The sequence below is a fragment of the Rathayibacter sp. AY1B7 genome (genome assembly GCF_002932735.1).
In the GTDB taxonomy this organism is placed as follows: Bacteria; Actinomycetota; Actinomycetes; order Actinomycetales; family Microbacteriaceae; genus Rathayibacter.
Genome location: NZ_PSWK01000028.1, coordinates 1 through 24017, shown reverse-complemented (window position 1 = coordinate 24017; position 24017 = coordinate 1). Strand labels below are relative to the sequence as shown.

The following is a 24017-nucleotide window of genomic DNA, read 5'->3' as shown; positions in this document are numbered from 1 at the left end:
CTCTCGAGGGTCGGGCGGGCGGTGGTGAGCCGATGATGCCAGCGCAGCCTCCGCGTCCGCTCGGCACGCGCCGGAGGAGCGCCCGATCACGATCCGGGTTCAGCCGCGGAGCAGACGCTCCTGCTCGGCCGCCCGCGCCTCGATCGCCAGATCGGGCTGGTCGGCGAAGACGCCGTCCACTCCCGAGCGGAGGATCATCGCGAACTCCTCCTGCCAGCCGCCGTACTCCGCCGGGTCCTTCCCGCGGCGGTGCACCTTCTCGAGGAATCGGTTCTCGGCGCGCAGCGTCCAGCAGTAGACCTCGAGCCCGGCCGCGTGGGCGTCCTCGACGAGCGGACCGGTCCCCGTCGCCCGGCCGGCCGCGTCCCGCGAGAAGAGCATGCTCTTGTCGACGCTGATCCCGTCGACGACTCCGGCGAGGTTCCGCAGTCCCGCCGGCGTGGTGAAGGCGGAGTAGGGGGCCGCGGCGGCGCCGTGGGCGGCCACGAGGTCGGGCGGGGCGCCCCGTGACTCGAGCAGGTAGACCCGGCGGGTGCCGACTCCGCTCACCGCGAGCCGCTCCAGCACGGTCTTCTCGAAGCTCTCGATCGTGAGCCGCGGGTCGCGCGGACCCCAGCCCGCGGCGGCGAGCTCCTCGCGCAGCAGCACGTCCAGCGGCAGCCCGATCCCGGCGAAGTACGTCGCGTGCTTGATCTCGGCGACGAGCCCCGGCGGAGCGAGCGGATCGTCCTCCGCCGCCCGGTCCAGCAGCGCCAGCAGCTCCCTGAAGCGCAGCAGCGGGAACTGCCCGTCGAACGTGGCGCTGGAGCCGCGCACCGCCGGCAGCCGCTCGCGGGCCCGCAGCTCCGACAGCTCGTCCCAGGTGAAGTCCTCGGTGAACCAGCCGGTGATCTCGCGGCCGTCGATCCGCTTGGTGGTGCGGCGCGCAGCGAACTCCGGGCTCTTCTCGACGTCCGTCGTGCCGGAGATCTCGTTCTCGTGGCGGAGGACGAGCACGCCGTCGCGGGTCGCCACCAGATCGGGCTCGAGCGCATCGGCGCCCAGCGCGATCGCCAGCTCGTAGGCGGAGCGGGTGTGCTCCGGTCGGTAGCCGCTCGCTCCGCGGTGGCCGATGACGAGCGGTGACTGACGCGCGGGCATGCCGCGATCCTACGGGCGGCACTGCGCGGCTCGCAGCGGAGTCGAGGTCCGCTCGAAGAGAACAGCCAGACTCTGAGAGGTGCTCTCAGATATGGTGGTGTCCATCGTCGCAGTCCTCTCGGATCCGCGGCGCACCCCGCACCCACAGCGACTCAGATCCGCGAGTTCCCTCGGAGACCAGCGCACCTGAGAGAAGAGGAACCATGGCAAGCAACAATCCGGCCTTCGGACGCCCGGAGTTCAGCAACCGCGGCTACGCCGGCCGCGTGCAGGACCTCCCGGACGTCTCCCCCGGCACGCTCGACCAGATGTACTCCCGTCCGGCCGCCGGCTCCGTCGAGACCGACCGGATGACGGTCGAGGACACCCTCGCCAAGACCGCCCTCGCCTTCGTCGTGCTCCTCGCGGGTGCGGCCGTCGGCTGGTTCGTCCCGGACCTGATGCTCCCCGCCGTGCTCGTCGCGCTGGTGCTGGGCATCGTCAACGCCTTCAAGAAGCAGCCGTCGCCGGCCCTGATCCTCGGCTACGCCGCGACCCAGGGCATCGCGGTCGGTGCGATCTCGAAGTTCTTCGAGAGCGCGTACGCCGGAGCGGTCGTCCAGGCCCTCATGGCGACCGTCATCGTGATCGGCGTCACCCTGGCGCTGTTCATGAACGGCAAGATCCGCACCTCGCCGAAGCTCAACAAGATCTTCTTCATCGGCATGATCAGCTACGCGGTGTTCTCGCTGGTGAACCTGGGCCTCGGCCTCTTCGGCGTCGGCGGCGGCTTCGGTCTCCGCACCGGCTTCATCGGCATCGTGATCGGCCTCATCGCCGTCGCGCTCGCCACGTACTCGCTCGTGATGGACTTCGAGTTCATCCAGCAGGGCGTGCGCAACCGCCTCCCCCGCATCTACGGCTGGACCGGCGCCTACGGCATCCTGGTCACCGTCGTCTGGATGTACCTGGAGATCCTGCGCCTCGTCGCGATCTTCCGCGAGTAGCACGGCGCACCACGTCCGACGGGCGCTCGACCTCCGGGTCGGGCGCCCGTCGTCGTTCCCGGCCCCAGCGTCGTTCCCGGTGCACTGCCGGGAGCGCCTGGCACGATGGAGGGATGAGCGCCGCAGACTCCCGGATCGTCGGCCTCGACGTCGCACGCGGCCTGGCCGTCCTCGGCATGTTCGCCGCCCACCTCGCCCCCGTCGAGAGCGAGATGCTCTGGAACGGCCGCAGCTCCGTCCTCTTCGCCGTGCTGGCGGGAGTGTCGATCGGGCTGATGACAGGCGGCGCACAGCGCTCCTCGCGGCCCTGGCAGGACACGGGATCGATCCTGCTCCGCGGGCTGTACCTGCTCGTCATCGGCGTCGCCCTCACCCTGCTCGGGACGCCGATCGCGGTGATCCTGCCGCACTACGGGGTGATGTTCCTCGTCGCGGCGCTGCTGCTCTTCCTGCCGCGGGCGGTCCTCGCCGTGCTGGTCGCGGTCGCGGCGATCGCCGGGCCCCTCGCGGTCGACGCGCTGACGAGCGCCGGCGGCTCCTGGCTCTCGACCCTGTCGCCCGACGAGGCGCTCCTGGCCGCGCAGCCCCTCATCTGGCTCACCCAGTACTACCCGGTGCCGTCGTGGCTGGCGTACGTGGTGCTCGGCCTCCTGATCGCGCGCTGCGACATCCGGTCCGCGACCACCCAGCGCTGGGTCGTCGTCGGCGGCGCCGTCTCGGCCGTGCTCGGCTACGGCGGCGGGCTGCTGCTCGGGGGTCCGGAGGCGGTGGAGGCGCACGCCAGCACCACCGCCGAGCTCCTCGGGGCGGGCGGGGTCGCCTGCGTGGTCCTCGGCGCGCTGACGGCTCTGCTGCAGCGGCTGCCGCTCCTGGCACGGGCGGCGACTCCGATCGCGGCCGTCGGTGCGATGCCGCTGACGATCTACTCGCTGCAGCTCGTGGCGCTGGCGGTGTACCTGGTCCCGTACGAGCCGTTCGACTTCGAGGCGTGGCGCAGCTGGGCGCTGCTCGGCGTCTTCGTGGTCGGCTCGATCGTCGCCGCTCTCCTCTGGAGGCGGCTCGTGGGGCAGGGCCCGCTGGAGTGGCTGCTCGCGCGCGCGTCGCTGCGGCCTCGGGGTCCGCGCGCGGCGCTGGGTTAGGGTGGCCGGATGATCACGCGTCGCGAGGCCGCTCAGCGCCTCGACATCCCCCTCGAGATGGCGACGCGGCACGGCATCCCCACCCGTCTGTCGGAGGAGGAGCTCGCCGCCCTCGAGCAGGATCCGCCCGCCTGGCTCGTCCAGTCGCGCGCGAACCGCACCGGCAGGCGTCCCGTGTGGGTGACCCTCGACTGCGCCGTCTGCGGCCGCTCCGAGGCCGCCCGCCCGAAGAAGTGGTGGCCCGAGTTCACGTTCCTCGTCTGCGAGGACCACTCCCCCGCCTCCTGGCCGTACCACCCCGAGGGCCACCGCCGCGACGAGTACGACGGCATCGGCACCCGCTTCATCGGCGTGCTCGACACCCCCGCCTGACCCGCGCTCGCGCGCCTGCCGCCTGCACCTCGGCCCCCGGACCAGCGCCGACCCGCGTTCCCCGACCACCCGGCAGGAGCTCGCCTCTCGATCGGCACCCCCGGAACGTCCCCGCAGGGCCTCGAACCCCTGACCGCCACTCGGTACACCTCGCGAGGAACCGGTCGCCCCTGACCGATTCCCCGACCTCACCGCGGCCACCCGTTCCCTGAACAGCCACCTGAGCTCGTTCCCTGACCTGCACCTGGGAACGGCCCCGCAGGGGCTCGTTCCCCACTACCTGCACCCAGGAACGGCCCCACAGGAGCTCGTTCCCCACTACCTGCACCCGGGAACGGCTCCGCAGGGGCTCGTTCCCCCACCCGCTCCCCTCAACAAGAAACGGCCCCCTCGAAGGGAGCCGTTCCTGACGTTCCGCGGGTCTCCGCGCGGTCAGCTGCAAGGCGGAGAAGGGCGCGATACCGGAGGTATCGCAACCGCCGACAACGCCGCAGATGACCGTGCGGAGACCCGCGGAATCATTCCCACTCGATGGTGCCGGGGGGCTTGGACGTCACATCCAGCACCACCCGGTTCACGCCGCTCACCTCGTTGGTGATGCGGTTGGAGATTCTGGCGAGGAGGTCGTAGGGCAGGCGGGTCCAGTCGGCGGTCATCGCGTCTTCCGAGGAGACGGGGCGCAGGACGATGGGGTGGCCGTAGGTGCGGCCGTCGCCCTGGACTCCGACGGAGCGGACGTCGGCGAGGAGGACGACGGGGCACTGCCAGATCTCGGTGTCGAGGCCGGCGGCGGTGAGCTCGGCGCGGACGATGGCGTCGGCGTCCTGGAGGAGGTCGAGCCGCTCCTGGGTGACCTCGCCGACGATGCGGATGCCGAGGCCGGGTCCGGGGAAGGGCTGGCGGCCGACGATGACCTCGGGGAGGCCGAGCTCGCGGCCGATCGCGCGGACCTCGTCCTTGAAGAGGGTGCGCAGCGGCTCGACGAGGGCGAACTGCAGGTCCTCGGGGAGTCCGCCGACGTTGTGGTGGGACTTGATGTTGGCGGTGCCGGTGCCGCCGCCGGATTCGACGACGTCGGGGTAGAGCGTGCCCTGGACGAGGAAGTCGATCGTCTCGCCCTCGCCCTGCGCTTCGAGCACGAGCGCTTCGGCGGCGGCCTCGAAGGTGCGGATGAACTCGCGGCCGATGATCTTGCGCTTCTGCTCCGGGTCGCTGACGCCGGCGAGCGCGTCGAGGAACTGCTCGCGCGCGTCGACGGTGACCAGGCGGACGCCGGTCGCGGCGACGTAGTCCTCCTCGACCTGGCGGCGCTCGTCCTTGCGGAGGAGTCCGTGGTCGACGAAGACGCAGGTGAGCTGGTCGCCGATGGCACGGTGCACGATCGCAGCGGCGACGGCGGAGTCGACTCCGCCGGACAGGCCGCAGATGACGCGTCCGGTGCCGACCTGCTCGCGGATCACGGCGACCTGGTCGTCGATCACGTTGGAGGAGTTCCAGTCGGCCGGGATGCCCGCGGCGCGGTGGAGGAAGTTCTCGATGACGGCCTGGCCGTAGGCGGAGTGCTTGACCTCCGGGTGCCACTGCACGCCGTAGAGGCGGCGCTCGTCGTTGCCGAAGGCGGCGACCGGGGTGGAGCTCGTGGAGGCGAGGACCTCGAAGCCCTCGGGTGCCTGTGCGACCGAGTCGCCGTGACTCATCCACACCGTCTGGTCGGCGGGCTGCTCGCCGAGGAGCACGCCACCGTCGGTCGAGAGGGCGGCGTCCGTCGCTCCGTACTCGCGCAGCCCCGTGTTGGCGACCTCGCCGCCGAGCGTCTTCGCCATCACCTGGAAGCCGTAGCAGATGCCCAGGACCGGGACCCCGAGGTCGAAGATCGCGGGGTCGAGCTGCGGGGCGCCCTCCTCGTACACGCTGGAGGGGCCGCCCGAGAGGATGATGCCGACGGGCGACTTCGCGGCGATCTCGGCGGCCGTGGCGTTGGAGGGCACGATCTCGGAGTAGACGTTCGCCTCGCGGACCCGGCGGGCGATCAGCTGCGCGTACTGCGCGCCGAAGTCGACGACGAGGACGGGCTGCGCGGCCAGGTGCGGCTGGGGAGCGGTGGGCTGCTCGCTAATGGGGGGCCTCCACGGAGTCGGTCGGGGTCTTCGGGTCGGTGCCGGCGGCCCGGCGCTCGAGGTACTGCTCGACCTCGCGGGCGATGCGGGTCTCGACGAAGAAGGAGAGGGTGGGCACCACGCCGCCGAGCGCGATGAGCACGAAGCGCGTGAACGGCCAGCGCATGAGGCTCCACAGGCGGAAGTCGGCGAAGAGGTAGACGACGTAGAACCAGCCGTGCGCGATCAGGATGCCGGTGGACAGGTTCGCGCCGGTGCCGCTCGACGTGAACTCGCCTCCGGGCACCTCGTACATCGGGGCGAAGTGCAGGACGCCCTGCTGGCCGAAGGCGAACAGCTCGAGGTGGAAGACGTACTTGAGGAGCATCTCCGCGCAGAGCAGGAGCAGCATCACGCCGGTGATGATCGAGGTCACCCGGTAGAAGCGCAGCGCGCTCCGGATCGCAGGGAACTGCGCGGGCTTGGGCTCGAGGGGCATGACGACCAGTTTACGGTGCGGGGGCGGGGGCCTCGGCCCGGTCGCCCAGGTCGGCGCGGGCGCGCTCCTCGGCGTCGAGCGCCTCCTCGGCCTCGCGCTCCCACGCGTCCTTGACGAGGCGGAACCAGAGGTAGAGGGCGAAGCCGGCGAAGACGACCCACTCGATCGCGTAGAAGACGTTGAGCCAGTTCAGCGAGACGTCGCTCACGCGCGCCGGGGAGTCGATGGCCCCGAGTCCGGCGACCGGCTCGTCGACGACGACGTAGCCCTGGTAGACGTCCTGCGGCGGGTCCGGCCAGCGGTTGATCAGCGCGGGGACGGAGAGCGCGGTGAGGGTGGCGGGGTCCAGGCCCTCCGCCGGCGCCTCCGCGGCCTCGTTGGCCACGAGGCGGCCGGTGAAGGAGGAGGGCGCCTGCTCGCTCCCGCTGTTCAGCGCGTCCGCGACGGACTGCGCCTGCGCCTCGTCCTGCGTCCAGCCGTAGGCGAGCACCAGGTCGGCGTCGGCGGTGCGGGTACGGGCGATGACCCACCAGCCCGGCTGCTCGCCGTTCAGGCGGCCGCCGAGGATCTCGGCACCGCCCGGCACGAAGACGGACGAGCCCTCCACGCGCTGTCCGTCGGCGGTCGCCGTGATCGAGCGGGAGGGGGTCGCGACCTCGGCGAGCGGGAGCGTCGTCTCCGACACTCCGGAGTCGGGCGCGGCGGCTTCGACCGCGCGGCCGACCTGCCACTGCCCGAGCGCGGCGAAGAGCCCGGCGATCAGGAGTGCGAGCGCCAGCGCGGCGATCCAGCGCGGGCGCCGGGCCACCTGCCCGACCGTGCTCTGCGTCATTCGTCCCTCGTCCGCCCTCGATCCGTGCGGTGTCCCGCGGGCCGGATCGAGCCTAACCCGTGAGTGTGGGAGCTCCGTGGGATCAGTAGTCGGGCTCCCTCGGGCGGCGGGGCCGGGCGTCGTCGGCACCGTCGGACTGCTGCATCGCCTGGTCGATGAGCGCCTGACGCATCGGATCGGGGAACTCGTCGTCGAGCTCGTCCGGCTCCGCGGGGCGCCTCGGAGGAGCGGGGGCCTCCTCCGCGGAGACGGCGGGCGCGGCCATCGCCGCCTCCACGAGCGCGAAGTCCTCCTCGTCCATGGCCGTGGCCGCTGCGGGTGCCGGGCGGTGCCGCCGCCGCGAGAGGAACGCGCCGATGCTCTCGGAGCGCGAGGCGAGGATCGGCCCGACGATCGCCATGATCAGCACGTAGAGGCCGGCGAAGGGCTGGATCCGCTCGTCGAGCCCCGCCGAGAGCGAGAGCGTCGCCAGGATGAGCGCGAACTCGCCGCGGTTGTGCAGGATGAACGCCGCGTTCAGGCCCGCGCGCGGTCCGAGCTTGTTGAGCCACGCGACGAACTGCCCCGCGCCGAGGTTCAGGACGATGGTCATCACCGCGGCGATCAGCACCGGGACCACGACGCTCGGGAACGCACCGGGATCCAGCCCGAGACCGAAGTTGACGAAGAAGAAGGCTCCGAACACGTCGCGCAGCGGGATCGCGATGTGCTCGACCCTCGACCGGAACCGCGTCGCTCCGATGACCAGTCCGATCAGGAACGCGCCGATGGCGTCCGTCACTCCGAGGACCTCGCCGATGCCGCCGAACAGGATGGCGAGACCGAAGAACAGGATCGTGAACAGCTCGTCGTCCCGGGTGCGGAAGAAGCGGGAGACGACCTTCCCGCCCCAGCGGGCGATCGCGAACATCACCACGAGGAACGCGAACGCGATGACGAGCTTGAGCACCACCGGCCACGGCTCCGTCTCGCCCGAGAGCACGACGGACACGATCGCCAGGTAGACCGCGATGAAGATGTCCTCGACGACCGTGACGCCCAGGATCATCGGCGTCTCGGGGTTCGCCAGGCGCTTGAGCTCGATCAGCAGCTTGGTGACGATCGCGCTCGAGCTCGTCGCCGTGATGCCGGCGATGATCAGCGCCTCGCGGCTCCCCCAGCCCAGCGCGAAGCCGAAGCCGAGGCCGACGGCCATGTTGACCGCGATGTAGGAGCCGCCGGAGAGGATCAGGCGGCCGGCGTTCCCGAAGAACTCGTCCTGGTCGAACTCCAGGCCGAGGTTGAACAGCAGGAGTATCAGCCCGAAGACCGCGGTCAGCTCGATGTAGCTCGACTCGAAGTCGAGCGGGAAGAGGTGGAAGTTCGGGCTCGCGAGGAGCCCGACGACCATGTAGATCGGGATGGCCGGGAGCCCGATCGTCCTCCCCAGCCGGCCGAGGACGTAGGCGACGACGAACAGGACGCCGAGGACGATGAGGTCTTCGCCGTGGTGCATCCTCAGGCTCCGGGCGGGGCGTCGACCGTCTTGGCGAAGCTGCCGGTGCGGAAGAACGCGAACGCCTTTGCGACCTTCTCGGGGCTGCCGGCGACCACGAGGGTGTCGCCGGGGAAGACGCGGAAGTCGGGGGCCGGCGCCGGGTTGGCGGCGTCGCCCCGGACCACGGCGACGACGGTCAGCCCGACGATCCCGCGGTCGGCGGGCTTGCCGAGCTGCTGTCCTGCGATGTGGTCGTCGTAGTCGACGGTGAACCAGTCGATCGAGAGGCCCGGGATCTGGTCGAGCGCGGTCAGCGACTCCGTGATCTGCGTGCCGCCGAGGAGCTCGGCGAGGGTGTGCGCCTCGTCGTCGCTCAGGCGGAGCGACACCTTGGCGCCGTCCTGGTCGCCCTCGGCGAATGTGATCAGGTCGCTGTGGCCGGAGCGGTGGGCGATGACGCCGACCTTGCCGCCGTCGGCCGTCAGGAACGTGTGCAGAACGCCGACACCGGGCAGTTTGACCCTGCGGACCTCGACCATGCGTGCTCCCTCCGCGCCGTGCGGCGCTCCCACTCGGGACTTCCAGCTTAGGCGCGTGCGGAGCCCTCCTGCCGAGGGAACCCCGACCCGTCGAGGGATCCCGCAGTTCCCGGCGGGCTCGACGGTCCGGGCTCCACCGCTGTCCACAGGGAGTGGAGTGGAGTCTCTACAGAGGGAGCGGGCGAAGGGAAAGGGGGGCGGAAGCGTGCAGTGGGGATCTATCGAGACGGGGCGTGAGGCCGGTCGGAAGAGCTCGTGCGGCTGCACCGCGGTACGCGCCGACCGGCGAGTGGGCGGGGGCCTCCGCGGACGAGCGGCAGCGGGCGCGGATCGACGCCGTGGCCGCGACCTGGAGCGCGCCCTTCGTCCTCCGCGAGTCGGCGGCGGCGGCGGCGGTCCGGGACGCCCCTTGGTCGAGCCTCTTGCGGAGACCGTGCATGTCGAGGGGCGACGGACCCGGGCAGCCGGACGTGGAACGGCGTCGCGGAGCGCGCGTCCGCCCTCACCCGCACTGATCGACGGACTCGCCGTCTCGGATCTCGCGCAGACCGCCGTCGATCCGAACCGACCCGGCGTTCCTCGGGGGCCGCTCGCCCGAGCACGTGCTTCTCGCCGACAAGCGCCGGGAAGACCGGGTTCGCGCGCGCGGGTCAGCAGCGTCGTCCGCCGGGCTGGCGCGAGGCCTACGACGCCAGCCCGTCCGGCCGGCCCGCTCCGGCGTCCGCCGCGTCCAGGGACCCCCGGGCCGTCGAGGGAGCCCGCTGTTCGCGGCGGCCTCGACGGTCAGGATCGCCTCGGTCAGTGAGCGTCAGCTGGGCTGGTACGGCGCGACGACGACCTCGACCCGCTGGAACTCCTTGAGGTCGGAGTAGCCGGTCGTCGCCATCGAGCGGCGCAGGGCGCCGATGAGATTCGCCGTGCCGTCGGCGCCGGTTGCCGGGCCGTAGAGGACCTGCTCGAGGGTGCCGACGGTGCCGACCTCGACGCGGCGGCCGCGCGGCAGCTGCGGGTGGTGCGCCTCCGCGCCCCAGTGCCAGCCCCCGCCGGGAGCGTCGGTCGCGCGGGCCAGCGCCGAGCCGAGCATCACGGCGTCCGCGCCCACCGCCACGGCCTTCACGATGTCGCCGGAGGTGCCGAGGCCGCCGTCCGCGATGACGTGCACGTAGCGTCCGCCCGACTCGTCGAGGTAGTCGCGGCGAGCGCCGGCGACATCGGCGACCGCGGTCGCCATCGGAGCCTGGATGCCGAGCGTCGTGCGGGTGGTGGAGGCGGCACCGCCGCCGAACCCGACGAGGACGCCCGCGGCGCCCGTGCGCATGAGGTGCAGGGCCGCGGTGTAGGTGGAGGCGCCGCCGACGATGACGGGCACGTCGAGCTCGTAGATGAACTTCTTGAGGTTCAGCGGCTCGGTATCGCGCGAGACGTGCTCGGCCGAGACGGTCGTGCCGCGGATGACGAACACGTCGACCCCGGCGTCGACGACGGTCTGGTACAGCTCCGCGGTCCGCTGGGGCGACAGGGCCCCGGCGACGGTCACGCCCGCGGCGCGGATCTCGGCCAGGCGCGCGGTCACCAGCTCGGGGCGGATCGGAGCGGAGTAGATCTCCTGCATCCGCTGCGTCGCGGTCTCGGCCGGAAGCCGGCGGATCTCCTCGAGCAGCGGCTCCGGGTCCTCGTACCGCGTCCACAGGCCCTCCAGGTCGAGGACGCCCAGCGCCCCCAGATGCCCGAGCCGGATCGCCGTCGCCGGCGACACCACCGAGTCCATCGGCGCGGCGAGGATCGGCGTCGCGAACTGGTACGCGTCGATCGACCACTTCACCGACACGACCTCGGGGTCGCGCGTCCGGCGGCTCGGGACGACGGCGATGTCGTCGAAGGCGTACGCGCGGCGGGCGCGCTTGGCGCGACCGATCTCGATCTCCATGACGCTGAGTTTACTGTGGCTCGCTCCTCGCTCCGCTCGTCGCTCGCCCGCCGTCGGCCCGAGCGGGCGGTCGCGTTCCGCAGAGCGTCCTGCGTCCGCGCTACGCCGATCCGCTGGAACGCGGATCGCCGGTTACCGCTGAGCGGTGTCAGCTGTGGCTCGCTCCTCGCTCCGCTCGTCGCTCGCCCGCGGTCGGCCCGAGCGGATGGTCGCGGTCCGCGGAGCGGGTCGCGTCCGCGCTACGACGATCCGCTCGCACGCGGATCGCCGGTTACCGCTGAGCGGCGTCAGCCGTGGCTCGCTCCTCGCTCCGCTCGCCGCCCGCCCGCGGTCGGCCCGAGCGGGCGATCGCGTTCCGCAGAGCGTCCCGCGTCCGCGCTACGACGATCCGCTCGCACGCGGACCGCCGGCTACCGCTCAGCGGTGTCAGCCGCGGCTCGCTCCTCGCTCCGCTCGCCGCCCGCCCGCGGTCGGCCCGAGCTAACGGTCGCGTTCCACAGAGCGTCCTACGTCCGCGCTACGCCGATCCGCCGGAAAGCGGATAGCCGGTCATCTCTCCCACCTTGCACGGGACGCCCTGATCGCTTGCCCGCGATCGGCCCGGGCGAGTGGCCACTTTCCGCAGAGGCGTACGCCCGCGCGTCGACGATCCGGCGGAACGATCGCCGGTCACCGCTCCTACCGGGCTCCTCACCGGGCCGCGATCGACGCGAGCGGGCGCACTCCACCAACAGGTGAAGCCTGCGCGGCCGCCACCACCATTCGCTGCAAGGCGGGAAGCCCGTCCCCACTCCGTCGCGCTCGCGCGCGGCGCACGACCACTCCCCCGTCGGCACAGGCGGAAGCCTCCCCCCGCAGTCGCGGCGGCGCATCGCGCCGCTCGCGCTGCGTACCCCGCCCCTCAGCCGAGGACCGGTGCTCGTCTCCCGGAGGGAGGCGGCGGATCGGGATCGCGGCCCCTCCGGCGTGGTGGGCGTATGGGCCGCAGGCCCATCGGGCAGAGGGGCCGCGATCCCGATCCGCCGCCGGCCCCCACCAGACCCTTCAGCGCCGGTAGTTCGGCGCCTCCACCACCATCTGCACATCGTGCGGGTGCGACTCCTTCAGCCCGGCCGCCGTGATGCGCACGAACTTCCCGCGCTCCTTCAGCTCGGGGATGGTGCGCGCTCCGACGTAGAACATCGACTGGCGGAGCCCGCCGGCGAGCTGGTACGCCACGTTCGCGAGCGGGCCGCGGTACGGCACCTGGCCCTCGATGCCCTCGGCGATCAGCTTGTCGTCGGTGGGCACGTCGGACTGGAAGTAGCGGTCCTTCGAGTAGGAGGTCCGCTCGCCGCGGGTCTGCAGGGCGCCGAGGGAGCCCATCCCGCGGTAGGTCTTGAACTGCTTGCCGTTCTGGAACACGAGGTCGCCGGGGCTCTCCTCGCAGCCCGCGAGGAGCGAGCCGAGCATCACGGTGTCGGCGCCGGCGACGAGCGCCTTGGCGATGTCGCCGGAGTACTGGAGGCCGCCGTCGGCGATCACCGGCACGCCGGACTCGCGCGCGGCGAGGGACGCCTCGTAGACCGCGGTGACCTGCGGGACTCCGACGCCGGCGACGACGCGGGTGGTGCAGATCGAGCCGGGGCCGACGCCGACCTTGATGGCGTCGGCGCCCGCGTCGACGAGGGCCTGCGCCCCGGAGCGGGTCGCGACGTTGCCGCCGATGACGTCGACGCCGGCGAAGGCGGAGTCGGACTTCAGGCGGCGGATGATGTCGAGCACGCCGGCGGAGTCGCCGTTGGCGGTGTCGACGACGATCACGTCGACGCCCGCGTCGAGCAGGGCGGTGGCGCGCTGCCAGGCGTCGCCGAAGAAGCCGATCGCGGCGCCGACCCGCAGGCGGCCCTCGTCGTCCTTCGTGGCGTTGGGGTACTGCTCCGACTTGTCGAAGTCCTTGACCGTTATGAGGCCGGCGAGCTTGCCCTGTGCGTCGACCAGCGGCAGCTTCTCGATCTTGTGCTGCGCGAAGAGGGCGATGACCTCGCTGTCGGGGATCCCGACGCGGCCCGTGATCAGGCCGGTGCTGGTCATCACGTCGCGGACGAGCGTGGTCGCCTTCTCGAACGGCGAGACGAAGCGCATGTCGCGGTTGGTGATGATGCCCACGAGCACGCCGGTGGAGTCGACGACGGGGAGGCCGCTGATCCGGTACTGGCCGCAGAGGTCGTCGACCTGGGCGACGGTGGCGTCCGGGGTGGTGGTGACGGGGTTCGAGACCATGCCCGACTCGCTCCGCTTCACCCGGTCGACCTGGTCGGCCTGGTCGGCGATGGAGAGGTTGCGGTGCAGGACGCCGAGGCCGCCCTGGCGGGCCATCGCGATCGCCATGCGCGCCTCGGTGACGGTGTCCATCGCCGCGGAGAGCAGCGGGGTCGCCACGCTGATGCGCTTGGTGAGACGGGAGGCCGTGTCGGCCTCGCTCGGGATGACGTCGGTGTGCCCTGGGAGGAGCATGACGTCGTCGTAGGTGAGTCCGAGGAATCCGAAGGGATCCGGCTGGTCCATCAATGCCCCTTAGCAGGTCGAGTGCGGGAGCCCGGAGAGGACGGGAGGAGTCCGCTCACGAGCGCCACGGTTGTTCGATCTTAAGCGCCGTGAGGCTCGCGGTATTCCTCGACGGCGCGGCCGCCGGGCCGCGGATGGGCGCTGGAGCGCTCTCCTCTCCCTCATAATGTCGTCACGCGTAAGTGCGGACGGTGAAACACCGCCGACACATGCGGAACGTATGGTCAACCAACGTTGTTTGACGACGGCGATTCGGGCGTGCCCGGAGACCCCATCCGTCTGTGCACCCTGACGAGAGGTAGACGTCTTGCTCACAGCCAGCCGTTCGATGCGCCGCCAGCGCTCGACGACCCTGCATCCGACGGACCGGGAGGCGCCCCGTGGATAGGAGACGCCCGAGGCTCCGAGACCGGCTCCTGGCCCTGGGTCTGCTCGCCGCGACCCTCACCGGGATCGCCGCAGCAGCCCCCGCCGCACTCGCCGCCACCACCGCCGACCAGTCGATCATCGCCTGGGTCCGCGTGCAGGGGACGAACGAGAACCTGACGGGGGTGACCGTCGAGATCGGCGGCGACGCCTCGGCGACCGTGACCACCGGCGAGGACGGCCGGGCCACGTTCCCCCTCGACGCCGCGGGCACCTACACGGTGACCGTCGACGAGGAGTCCCTGCCCGCCGACAAGGGCTACCCCGCCGCGGGTCAGAACCCGAAGCAGGTGAAGATCGTCGCCTCGCAGAACCAGATCGTGAACTTCATCGTCTCGACGGCCAACCCGAAGGGCTCCGGAGCGACCGTCCCGGTCCCGACGGACTCCGCGGCTCCGACGAGCCCCGCGACCGAGGGCACGACCGGCAACGACGCGACGAACCCCGACGGCACGTCCAATGCGGTGAACCAGCCGGTGTCGGCCGACACGTTCTGGATCATCTTCTGGCCGAAGGTCGTCACCGGCCTGATCTTCGGGCTCCTGATCGCCCTCGCGGCGATCGGCGCCTCGCTGATCTACGGCGTGACCGGCCTGAACAACTTCGCCCACGGCGAGCTGGTCACCTTCGGCGCGCTGATGGCGTACCTCTTCTCCGGGGTCTTCGGACTCCCGGCGCTGCTGGCCATCCCGATCGCGGTGATCCTCGGCGGGGCCTTCGGCTTCGTCCAGGACGGACTGCTCTGGAAGCCGCTGCGGAAGAAGGGCATCCAGCTCATCCCGCTGATGATCGTGACGATCGGCCTCTCGCTGGCCCTGCGCTACGTGTTCGTCTTCTTCTTCGGAGCCGACCGGCTCTCGCTCCCCAACAGCACCGCTCCGTTCTTCACGGTGCCGGAGCTCGGGATCAGCCTGAAGTTCACCGACATCGTCGGCGCCGTCGTCGGCGTCGTCTGCATCGTCGCCGTGGCCTACGTCCTCACGAAGACGAAGATCGGCAAGGCGATGCGGGCGGTCTCGGACAACCGGGCCCTCGCCTCCGCCTCGGGCATCAACGTCGAGCGCGTCATCCGCGTCGTCTGGGTGATGTCGGGCGCTCTCGCCGCGCTGGCGGGCGTCTACATCGGCTACTACCAGTCGCTGCGCTGGGACACGGGAGCGTCGATCCTGCTGCTGATCTTCGCGGCGATCACGCTCGGCGGACTCGGCTCCGCCTACGGCGCGCTGGTCGGCTCGCTCATCATCGGACTGATGATGAACATCTCGACGATCTGGATCCCGGAGAACCTCAAGTACGTGGCTCCGCTCGTTCTCATGATCATCATCCTCCTGGTCAGGCCGCAGGGAATCCTGGGCCGCAAGGAACGGATCGGCTAGGACACCATGAACCTCAACTTCATCTGGCTGGCGATCGGGCAGATCGTCGATCCCACTGTCGCCGCGTACGCGCTGGCGACCATCGGCCTGGTCATCCACTTCGGATTCACGGGGCTGCTCAACTTCGGACAGGCCGGCTTCATGGCAGTGGGCGGCTACGCCTTCGCCATCACGTCGGTCAAGTTCGAATGGCCCGTCTGGGGCTCCTTCCTCGCGACGATCGTCGCGGCGACCGTCTTCGCGCTCATCCTGGGCATCCCGACGCTGCGGCTGCGGGCCGACTACCTCTCGATCGTCACGATCGCGGCGGCGGAGATCATCCGGCTCTCGGTCAAGACCCCCGAGTTCTCGGCGATCACCGGCGGCTCGGAGGGCATCAACGGCGCGGCGAAGGCGTTCAACGACCTCAACCCGCTCCCCGAGGGCCGCTGGGGCATCGGCGTCCTCACCTACAGCCAGGACCAGTGGTGGGTGCGGATCGTCGGCTGGGGCCTCGTGCTCCTGGCCTGCCTCCTGGTGTTCCTCCTGATGCGCAGCCCCTGGGGCCGCGTCATCAAGGGCATCCGCGAGGACGAGGACGCCGTGCGCTCGCTCGGCAAGAACGTCTTCTCGTACAAGATCCAGGCGCTCATCCTGGGCGGCGTGCTCGGAGGCCTCGCAGGAGCGCTGTTCATCCTCCCGCGCTCGCTCCAGCCCGACAACTACGGCACCCAGCTCACGTTCTTCCTCTACACGATCATGCTGCTGGGCGGCGCCGCGACGGTCTTCGGACCCGTCGTCGGCTCGATCATCTTCTGGGTCGTCCTCGGTCTGACCGACGGACTGCTCACGCTCGGGATCGACACCGGGGTCCTCAACAACGACCTCATCCGCCTCACCACCGTGCAGACCGGACCCATCCGGTTCATCGTGGTGGGGGTAGCCCTCATGCTCCTGGTGATCTTCAGACCCCAGGGGATCTTCGGCAAGAAGAAGGATCTGCACTTTGCCTAAGACGCCGGTCTCGGACATCACCGAGGAAGCAATCGTCCCCGGGGTCAGGAAGAAGGACCCCATCGTCGTCGCCGACAACGTCAGCCGCCGCTTCGGCGGCCTGACCGCGGTCGACGTCGAGCACCTCGAGATCCCCCGCGGATCCATCACCGCCCTGATCGGCCCGAACGGGGCCGGCAAGACCACGTTCTTCAACCTGCTGACGGGCTTCGACAAGCCCAACACCGGCAAGTGGAACTTCAAGGGCAAGAACCTCGCCAACGTCCCGGCCTACCGGGTGTCGCGGATGGGCATGGTGCGCACGTTCCAGCTCACCAAGGCGCTCGGCGGCATGACGGTGCTCGAGAACATGCTGCTCGGCGCGAAGGGGCAGAAAGGCGAGAACATCTTCACCTCGCTCATCCGCCCGCTGTGGTCGAAGGAGGAGGACTCGATCGAGCAGCGCGCGATCCGCCTGCTCGAGAAGTTCAAGCTGGACACGAAGCGGGACGACTACGCGTCGAGCCTGTCGGGCGGCCAGAAGAAGCTGCTCGAGATGGCGCGGGCGCTGATGTCGGAGCCCGAGCTCGTCATGCTCGACGAGCCGATGGCCGGGGTGAACCCGGCGCTGACGCAGTCGCTCCTGGGTCACATCGTGAACCTGAAGGACGAGGGCATGACCGTGCTCTTCGTCGAGCACGACATGCACATGGTCAACACGATCGCCGACTGGGTGATCGTGATGGCCGAGGGCAAGGTCGTCGCCGAGGGCCCGCCCTCGACCGTGATGAACGACCCGGCCGTCATCGACGCGTACCTGGGCGCGCACCACGACACCGACCTGGGCACGATCGAGGGCCAGCTCGAGATCGCCGAGGAGATGGACTCCGACCTCGTCCGGGAGGACGTGGAGCGGCAGGCGGAGCAGGCCGGCATCCCGACGCCCGGCCACGACGCTCCGGCCGCCGGAACGGCGTCCCCGTCGGCCTCCGCGCCGACGAGCGTCGCCCCGACGACCGACGCCCCGGCCGTCGAATTCGAGAAGGACGAGAGATGACCGCCGACACGACGACTCCGAACACCCTCGAGACGCACGACCTGCACGCGGGCTACGTGCCGGGGGTCAACATCCTCAACGGCTCGAACGTCTACGTGAAGCGCGGCGAGCTCGTCGGGATCATCGGCCCGAACGGCGCCGGCAAGTCGACGCTGCTGAAGGCGATGTTCGGCCTGGTCAACATCCGCCAGGGCACCGTCCTGCTGAACGGCGAGGACATCACCGGCCTCAAGGCCGACAAGCTGGTGTCCAAGGGCGTGGGCTTCGTGCCGCAGAACAACAACGTCTTCCCGTCGCTCACCATCGAGGAGAACCTCGAGATGGGCATGTACCAGAAGCCGAAGCTGTACAAGGAGCGGCTCGAGTTCGTCACCGAGCTCTTCCCGGAGCTCAGCAAGCGGCTCAAGCAGCGCTCGGGGTCGCTCTCGGGCGGTGAGCGCCAGATGGTGGCGATGTCGCGGGCTCTGATGATGGACCCGTCGATGCTGCTGCTCGACGAGCCCAGCGCCGGCCTGTCCCCGATGCGGCAGGACGAGACCTTCGTCAACGTGCAGCGGATCAACCGCGCGGGCGTCTCGATCATGATCGTCGAGCAGAACGCGCGGCGGGCGCTGCAGATCTGCGACCGCGGCTACGTCCTCGACCAGGGCCGCGACGCCTACGAGGGCGCGGGCCGGGAGCTGATGAACGATCCGAAGGTCATCGAGCTCTACCTGGGCACGCTCGCGACGACCAACGAGGTCACCACGAGCACCCCGACCGTCGGCGGCTGACCCCCGCTGCGAAGGGCCCGTCGTCTCCGGACGGCGGGCCCTTCGTCGTTGCCGGGGCGCGGAGCGGGCGCGAGCGGGGCCGAGGGGCCGGTGCGGCTCCGGGGCGGAGGCGGGGCCGCTCGCCCAGGGCGCCGTGCCGCTCGGAGACCACTCGGAGCAGGGCGGGAAAGCTGTCGCAGTGCCCGTTCACGCGCCGGCAAGGGGTGCCGCAGAAGGGAGGCTGGGGGCCGCTCTCCCGGCGCGGACAGGCCTTCACCGGTCTCTCCGCGATGCCCGCCGAACCCCCGGGAAGTCGGCGGAACGGCGGGCCGGACCCTCGGTCTCCTGTCCGCGGGACGAGGGCAGGACAGCGAGAGTCTCTCCGCACCAGCGACACCCACGAGGGGGACAGGATATCGCCCTGCCTGCCGTAGTTTTGGGGACACGGGACAGCCCTGCAGGGGGACGTCCCGCTCCCCTCTCCCCCGGTAGGGACCGCGATCGGCCGCCGATCTCCTCCCCTCCCCGCAGCGCCTCGAGCGCCGCGTCGTCCGCCTCGAAGGAGCCGACCATGAAGAGATACACCCCCGCCCCTGTGGAACTCGGAGCCGGCTTCGGCACCGGTGCGATCGGCGACTACGAGCGCTGGCGCGTCGTCGGCGTCTACGCCCAGGTCGTCATCGCCGAGACCACCGGCGGCAAGCGCCGCAACTACAGCCGTTCCTTCGTCACGTACCGCCTGGCGCAGGAGGCGGAGCTGCTCCGCGCCTCCTAGGCCCTCCGCACTCCACGAGCGCGCGTCCTCCCACTGGAGGGCGCGCGCTTCTGCGTTCCCGCTCGACGTCGTCGCTCCCGCCCGCGGTTCGGCAGGGCGCCCCCTCGAGGCCGGGAGAGGCGCTCGGAGGCGCGTACAGGCCGTCAGAGCCGCTCCTCCTCCCGGGTGGCTCCTCGACGCCACGCCGGGCCCTGGACGCCGCGGAGCCGTCCGCCCGCACCCGACAGCGGCCACCCTCCCGGACGACCGCCGCGCCTCGCTGCGTCCGCACGACCGGCGCGTCTCCTGCTCTCCGCTCCGGGAACGGCGGAGGGGCCCGGTCCGAAGACCGAGCCCCTCAGGGATGCGGCAGGAGCCGCGTCACCGCGTCGTCAGTTCAGCGAACCCTCGACGGTCTCCTCGAAGGAGGTGGTGTTGCCCGTGCCGTACTTGTAGATCGAGACCGAGGCCTCGCTGGTGTCGCCGTTCTCGTCGAACGAGATCGGGCCGGAGAGGCCGTCGTAGTCGACGTCCTCGCCGTCGGCGATGAGCTTCGCGCAGTCGGCGAAGGTCGTGCACTTGGTGCCGCCCTCCGAGACCGACATGAGGTTGTCGCGGATGGTCGCACCGTCCGTCGCCTTGCCCTGGAGCGCGGCGAGAGCGGTCAGGACCGTGGCGTCGTACGACTCCGGCGCGTAGCTGAACACGGTCAGCGCGTCGTTGCCCTGCGACTCGACGAGCGACTGCAGCTTGCCCTGGAAGTCCTCGGACGCCTGGACGCCCGGGTTGGTGAACTGGGCGCCGGCGATGTCGACGTTGGTGTCGGACTCGCCGATGACGCCGTAGTTGCCGTCCGTGCCGTAGAGCTTCGAGAAGTCGAAGCCCTTGGCCGAGAGCTGCTCCGCGATGGTCTTGATCTCGTCGAACGAGATGACGACCAGCGCGTCGGGGTTCGGGGCGAGGACCGAGGTCAGCGCCGAGTTGAAGTCGGTCGAGGCCGGCTCGAAGATCTCCTCGGCCGCGACGGATGCTCCGCCCGCCTCGAGGGTCTCCTTAATGTTCTTCTCGAGGCCGGTGCCGTACGCGTCGTTCATGTACAGGATCGAGACGTTGGTCTTGCCGTCGCCGAGGATCTTGTTGCCGAGGATGCGGCCCTGGAGCACGTCCGAGGGAGCGGTGCGCCAGTAGTAGCCGTCGTCGTCGTAGGTCGTGAAGTCCGGCGAGGTGTTGGCCGGCGAGATCTGGACGACGCCCGCCTGGGTCACCTGGTCGATGAAGGTCTTCGAGACGCCCGAGGACGCCGCGCCGATGATGGCGGAGACGTTGTCGGCGATGAGGGACGTGGCCGACTGCGTCGCGATGTCGGTCGTGGTGTCGCCCGAGTCCTTCTGCTCCACGTCGATCGTGATGCCGGCCTTGGCGTCGTTGATGTCGACGACCGCCTGGTCGACGCCCGCGATCTCGGGCGGGCCGAGGACGGCGAGGGTGCCGGTCTGCGGGAGGATCGTGCCGATCTTGAGGGACAGGTCGCCCGAGCCGCTGTCGCCGCTCGATCCGCTGTCGCCGCCGCCGGCGCAGCCGGCGAGGACGAGAGCGCTGGCGCCCAGAATGGCGACGCCGCCGAGGGTTGCCCGGAGGGACCGCGCGCGGGCCGAGCCGGCCTTCGCGTAAACGCCCATGTTGCTCCTTGAGAGGTGTGTGTCAGTGGGAGCGGCGCCGGTGGCAACCGCTCGGCCAACCTAACCTTCGAAGCAGCCGTGAACAATACAGGGGTGTTACCAATACGTTTCGCGACCGGATCGTTACCATTCCGCTGTCGCGCCGCGCCAGGACGACGCGTTCCGCAGATCAGACGGAGGATCGGCGCCGTCTGCGCTCCGCGGCGACGAGGTCGCCTGAGAAGATCGCCAGGGCGGCCCACACCAGCGCGAAGCCGATCCAGCGCTCGAGCGGCATCTCCTCGTGCAGGACGAAGGCCCCGACGAGGAACTGCAGGAACGGCGTCAGGTACTGCACGAAGCCGACGATCGACAGCGGGAGGCGCCGGGCGGCGCCCGCGAACAGGAGCAGCGGGACGGCCGTGACGATCCCGGCCGAGGCGAGGATGAGGGCGTGCCCCGTCCCCTCCGTCGTCAGGGTCAGCCCCACCGTGGAGCCGACGACCGCCAGCTGCACCACGGCGAGCGGCGTCAGCCAGAGCGTCTCGAGCGTCAGCCCGCCGACCGCGTCCACCGTGCCGCCGACGCGGCTCTTCACCAGGCCGTAGAGGCCGAACGAGAAGGCGAGGGCGAGCGAGATCCACGGGAAGGATCCGTAGCCCACCGCGATGACCAGCACCGCGACCGCGCTGACGCCCATCGCGGCCCACTGCAGGGGCCGGAGGCGCTCGCGCAGCACCAGGACGCCCAGCAGCACCGTGACCAGCGGGTTCATGAAGTAGCCCAGGGCCGCCTCGATGACGTGGCCCGTGGTCGTGGCGATCACGTAGACCTGCCAGTTGACGTAGATGAGCACGCCCGCGATCGCCATCACGCCGAGCAGGCGGGGGCGGCGCAGCAGCGCGCCGAAGGAGCGCCAGCCGCGGAGGACCGTGAGCAGGATCACGCAGAAGACGAGCGAGAAGAGCACCCGGAACGCGACGATCTCGAACGGCGAGGCCGGCGCCATCGCGATGAAGTAGAGGGGCATCGCACCCCAGAGCAGGTAGGCCGAGAACGCGAACAGCAGCCCCGTGCCGGACATCCCGCCCGGGCGTCCCGCCGCTCCGAGCGCCTCCACTCCTTCGCCGACGGGCACGTCCGAAGGGGACGGCGAGACGGCCTCGGCAGGGGTGCGGGAGCTGGTCACTCCCCCGATGCTACGCAGGCGCGGGGTGGGAGGACGGCCCCGCAGCGGGCGGATCAGGCCACTGGTCGCGAGGAGGACCGGGAACGACGGAAGGGCCCGCCGACCGAGGTCGACGGGCCCTTCCGAGGGATGCTGCCTAGCGGACGACGACCGCGAGGACGTCGCGAGCGGAGAGGACCAGCAGGTCCTCGCCACCGAACTTGACCTCGGTTCCGCCGTACTTGGAGTAGATCACCTTGTCGCCGACGGCGACGTCGAGCGGCACGCGGTTGCCGTTGTCGTCGATGCGACCGGGTCCGACGGCGACGACCTCGCCCTCCTGCGGCTTCTCCTTGGCGGTATCGGGGATGACGAGACCGGAAGCGGTCACCTGCTCCGCCTCGACCTGCTTGATGACGATGCGATCTTCGAGCGGCTTGATGGACACCGACACGGTTGACCTCTTTCTTGACGACGATGTGGGCGGAACGCGGCTCTGGCACACACGCTCCGAGAGTGCTAGATCCATCGTAGGGGCTCCGCTGGCACTCGTGCAATCAGAGTGCCAAGCGGGGCGGCGGACCCGCGGGGAGGCCGTGGCCTACCATGGCCGGATGCGACGCGACGAGCTGGTCGAGCTCCTCTCCCCCGAGGGCCTCCGGCTCCTCGACTCCCTCGACGGCTACCGGTCCGACGACCTGGTGCGGGCCGTGGCACGCCTCCGGGCCGCCGGCCACTCCCCCGTCCTCGTCGCCGCGGTGCTCACCCAGGCGAGGCTCCGGCAGAAGGCGGAGGCGAAGTTCGGAGAGTTCGCCCGCTCGATGCTCTTCACGGACGCGGGACTCGAGCAGGCGACGCGGCTGCGCGTCGCCGCCCTGCACGCCGGCCGGTTCGCCGCGGCGGGAGCGGCGCGCGTCGCCGACCTCGGCAGCGGGATCGGCGGCGACGCCCTCGCGATGGCCGCGATCGACCTGGCGGTCACCGCCGTCGAGGCCGACGAGGTCACCGCGACCCTGGCCAGCTTCAACCTCGCCCCGTTCCCCGCGGCGAGCGCCGTGCACTCGACGGCCGAGGGCTTCGACCTCGACGGCTTCGACGCCGTCTACCTGGACCCGGCACGCCGCACGGCCGGCCACCGCGAGACCCGCCGGCTCGACGATCCGGACGACTACTCCCCCTCCCTCGACTTCGCGTTCGGCCTGGCCGAGCACCGTCCCGTGGGCGTGAAGGTGGGTCCCGGCTTCGACCGCGAGCGCCTGCCGCGGGACGCCGAGGCGCAGTGGGTCTCGGTCGACGGGGAGCTGGTCGAGACCGGGCTCTGGTTCGGTTCTCTGGCGCGCCCGGGCGTGCGCCGCTCCGCTCTGCTGCTCGGCGCGACCGGCTCCTCCGAGCTCACCGCGGCGGGCGACAGCGAGGACGAGGAGGTCGGCCCCCTCGGCGCGTTCGTGCACGAGCCGGACGGCTCCGCGATCCGCGCGCGCCTCCTGGGCGAGCTCGCGCGCTCCAGCGGCTCGCGGATGCTCTCGCCCGGCATCGCCTATCTGACGGGCGACGATGCGGCCGCCTCGCCCTTCCTCCGCAGCTTCCGGGTCCTCGCCGAGCTGCCGCTGGACGAGCGCACGCTGGCGAAAGAGCTGCGCACCCGCGGCATCGGCGTGCTCGAGATCAAGAAGCGCGGGGTGGACGTCGACCCCGCCCGCTTCCGCAAGCGGCTGGGCCTCTCCGGCACCGGCAGCGCGGTGCTGATCCTGACGCGGATCGCCGGGCGCCACCGCGCGCTGCTCGCGGAGCGCGTCGAGCGGCCCGCGCCGGCTCAGTAGCCGGAGGTGCCGGCGGCGAGGGCGACCACGACGAAGACGAGGAAGACCGCCAGGTAGATCAGCGAGACGGCGATGCCGGCGAACCCGGTGATGATCGCGGTCAGCGCGAAGCCGCGCGCGGCCGGCTCGCGCCGGCGTCCGAGGAAGCCGAGCACGACGGCCGGAGCCGACAGCAGGAAGCCGAAACCGGCGGCGAAGAGCGTGATGACCAGGCCGACGATGCCGAGGATCATCCCGACGAGGCTCAGCGTGCGGGGGACGACGGGCGCCGGAGCGGCCGCGTAGGCGGCGGGGTGGCCGGGCGCGGAGGAGTAGGCGGGCGCCGAGGGGTACGCGGGCGGCGGCGGCGGCGACCCGTAGGCCGGCGGTGCGGAGTCGGCGAGCGGCACCGACGGCTGCGACGCGGCCGCGGGAGTGACCCTACGGATCCCGGCGCTCTCGCTCTGCACCGACAACGGCGCGATGATCGCCGCACTGGCG

At 71.1% G+C, this 24017-nt stretch carries 21 protein-coding genes; 9 read left to right on the top strand and 12 right to left on the bottom strand.

What is annotated here, in order from left to right; all coding sequences use genetic code 11:
* Window positions 1–99: 99 nt before the first annotated feature.
* Complete coding sequence (locus C5C95_RS13955; protein ID WP_104324674.1) at window positions 100–1140, bottom strand: glycerophosphodiester phosphodiesterase family protein; 1041 nt, start codon at window positions 1138–1140, stop codon at window positions 100–102.
* 203 nt (window positions 1141–1343) lie between these two features.
* On the opposite strand from C5C95_RS13955, the gene C5C95_RS13950 reads away from it, so the two are divergent.
* The 3 genes from C5C95_RS13950 (at window position 1344) to C5C95_RS13940 (ending at window position 3637) form a co-directional block, all read left to right on the top strand.
* Window positions 1344–2126: a Bax inhibitor-1/YccA family protein gene (locus C5C95_RS13950; RefSeq protein WP_104263479.1), complete on the top strand. Its 783-nt coding sequence runs from the start codon at window positions 1344–1346 to the stop codon at window positions 2124–2126.
* A 113-nt stretch (window positions 2127–2239) separates the two neighbouring features.
* Window positions 2240–3265 carry a DUF418 domain-containing protein gene (locus C5C95_RS13945; RefSeq protein WP_104324673.1) on the top strand — a complete coding sequence of 342 codons (1026 nt, stop codon included), beginning with the start codon at window positions 2240–2242 and terminating at the stop codon, window positions 3263–3265.
* A 9-nt stretch (window positions 3266–3274) separates the two neighbouring features.
* On the top strand, window positions 3275–3637 hold the full coding sequence (locus C5C95_RS13940) for a DUF5997 family protein (RefSeq protein WP_104309421.1): 363 nt from the start codon (window positions 3275–3277) through the stop codon (window positions 3635–3637).
* Between the two features lie 518 nt (window positions 3638–4155).
* Here the strand turns inward: C5C95_RS13940 and guaA are convergent.
* From guaA to guaB, 7 genes are all read right to left on the bottom strand, one after another.
* Window positions 4156–5721 (bottom strand): glutamine-hydrolyzing GMP synthase, encoded by a 1566-nt coding sequence (gene guaA / locus C5C95_RS13935; RefSeq protein ID WP_104227304.1) that lies wholly within the window; start codon window positions 5719–5721, stop codon window positions 4156–4158.
* Between the two features lie 28 nt (window positions 5722–5749).
* The gene (locus tag C5C95_RS13930) at window positions 5750–6232 is read right to left on the bottom strand and encodes a DUF3817 domain-containing protein (protein ID WP_104227305.1); all 483 of its coding nucleotides are present in this window, start codon (window positions 6230–6232) and stop codon (window positions 5750–5752) included.
* Between the two features lie 10 nt (window positions 6233–6242).
* Window positions 6243–7064: an SURF1 family cytochrome oxidase biogenesis protein gene (locus C5C95_RS13925; protein WP_104324672.1), complete on the bottom strand. Its 822-nt coding sequence runs from the start codon at window positions 7062–7064 to the stop codon at window positions 6243–6245.
* An 82-nt stretch (window positions 7065–7146) separates the two neighbouring features.
* Complete coding sequence (locus C5C95_RS13920; RefSeq protein ID WP_104234167.1) at window positions 7147–8559, bottom strand: cation:proton antiporter; 1413 nt, start codon at window positions 8557–8559, stop codon at window positions 7147–7149.
* Window positions 8560–8561: 2 nt separating this feature from the next.
* Window positions 8562–9080, bottom strand: a complete 519-nt coding sequence (locus C5C95_RS13915; RefSeq protein WP_068256939.1) for a cation:proton antiporter regulatory subunit — start codon at window positions 9078–9080, stop codon at window positions 8562–8564.
* An 808-nt stretch (window positions 9081–9888) separates the two neighbouring features.
* Entirely contained in the window at window positions 9889–11007 is a 1119-nt protein-coding gene (locus C5C95_RS13910) for a GuaB3 family IMP dehydrogenase-related protein (protein WP_104224734.1), read from the bottom strand.
* A 1044-nt stretch (window positions 11008–12051) separates the two neighbouring features.
* A complete protein-coding gene (gene guaB / locus C5C95_RS13905; protein WP_104224733.1) occupies window positions 12052–13554 on the bottom strand; it encodes an IMP dehydrogenase in 1503 nt (500 codons plus the stop codon).
* A gap of 380 nt (window positions 13555–13934) precedes the next feature.
* Between guaB and C5C95_RS13900 the strand changes: the two genes are divergently transcribed.
* From C5C95_RS13900 to C5C95_RS13880, 5 genes are all read left to right on the top strand, one after another.
* The gene (locus tag C5C95_RS13900; RefSeq protein WP_104224732.1) at window positions 13935–15356 is read left to right on the top strand and encodes a branched-chain amino acid ABC transporter permease; all 1422 of its coding nucleotides are present in this window, start codon (window positions 13935–13937) and stop codon (window positions 15354–15356) included.
* A gap of 6 nt (window positions 15357–15362) precedes the next feature.
* Window positions 15363–16349 (top strand): branched-chain amino acid ABC transporter permease, encoded by a 987-nt coding sequence (locus tag C5C95_RS13895; RefSeq protein ID WP_104224731.1) that lies wholly within the window; start codon window positions 15363–15365, stop codon window positions 16347–16349.
* Window positions 16342–17385 (top strand): ABC transporter ATP-binding protein, encoded by a 1044-nt coding sequence (locus C5C95_RS13890; protein ID WP_104251056.1) that lies wholly within the window; start codon window positions 16342–16344, stop codon window positions 17383–17385. The genes C5C95_RS13895 and C5C95_RS13890 overlap by 8 nt, the downstream gene beginning before the upstream one ends.
* On the top strand, window positions 17382–18158 hold the full coding sequence (locus C5C95_RS13885; protein ID WP_104224729.1) for an ABC transporter ATP-binding protein: 777 nt from the start codon (window positions 17382–17384) through the stop codon (window positions 18156–18158). The genes C5C95_RS13890 and C5C95_RS13885 overlap by 4 nt, the downstream gene beginning before the upstream one ends.
* A gap of 550 nt (window positions 18159–18708) precedes the next feature.
* A complete protein-coding gene (locus C5C95_RS13880) occupies window positions 18709–18912 on the top strand; it encodes a hypothetical protein (RefSeq protein WP_146076626.1) in 204 nt (67 codons plus the stop codon).
* Between the two features lie 371 nt (window positions 18913–19283).
* Here C5C95_RS13880 and C5C95_RS13875 read toward each other — a convergent pair whose 3' ends face one another.
* The 3 genes from C5C95_RS13875 to groES form a co-directional block, all read right to left on the bottom strand.
* Window positions 19284–20570: an ABC transporter substrate-binding protein gene (locus C5C95_RS13875; RefSeq protein WP_104234163.1), complete on the bottom strand. Its 1287-nt coding sequence runs from the start codon at window positions 20568–20570 to the stop codon at window positions 19284–19286.
* Window positions 20571–20739: 169 nt separating this feature from the next.
* Window positions 20740–21633, bottom strand: a complete 894-nt coding sequence (gene rarD / locus C5C95_RS13870) for an EamA family transporter RarD (RefSeq protein ID WP_104224726.1) — start codon at window positions 21631–21633, stop codon at window positions 20740–20742.
* 241 nt (window positions 21634–21874) lie between these two features.
* The gene (gene groES / locus C5C95_RS13865; RefSeq protein ID WP_097167691.1) at window positions 21875–22171 is read right to left on the bottom strand and encodes a co-chaperone GroES; all 297 of its coding nucleotides are present in this window, start codon (window positions 22169–22171) and stop codon (window positions 21875–21877) included.
* 160 nt (window positions 22172–22331) lie between these two features.
* Between groES and C5C95_RS13860 the strand changes: the two genes are divergently transcribed.
* Window positions 22332–23537 (top strand): SAM-dependent methyltransferase, encoded by a 1206-nt coding sequence (locus C5C95_RS13860; protein ID WP_104315144.1) that lies wholly within the window; start codon window positions 22332–22334, stop codon window positions 23535–23537.
* On the opposite strand, the gene C5C95_RS17160 is transcribed toward C5C95_RS13860, so the two are convergent.
* Window positions 23531–24017 (bottom strand): hypothetical protein (locus C5C95_RS17160; RefSeq protein WP_219814767.1); only part of this gene is annotated, 487 nt, incomplete at its 5' end. The two genes, C5C95_RS13860 and C5C95_RS17160, sit on opposite strands and share 7 nt — an antisense overlap.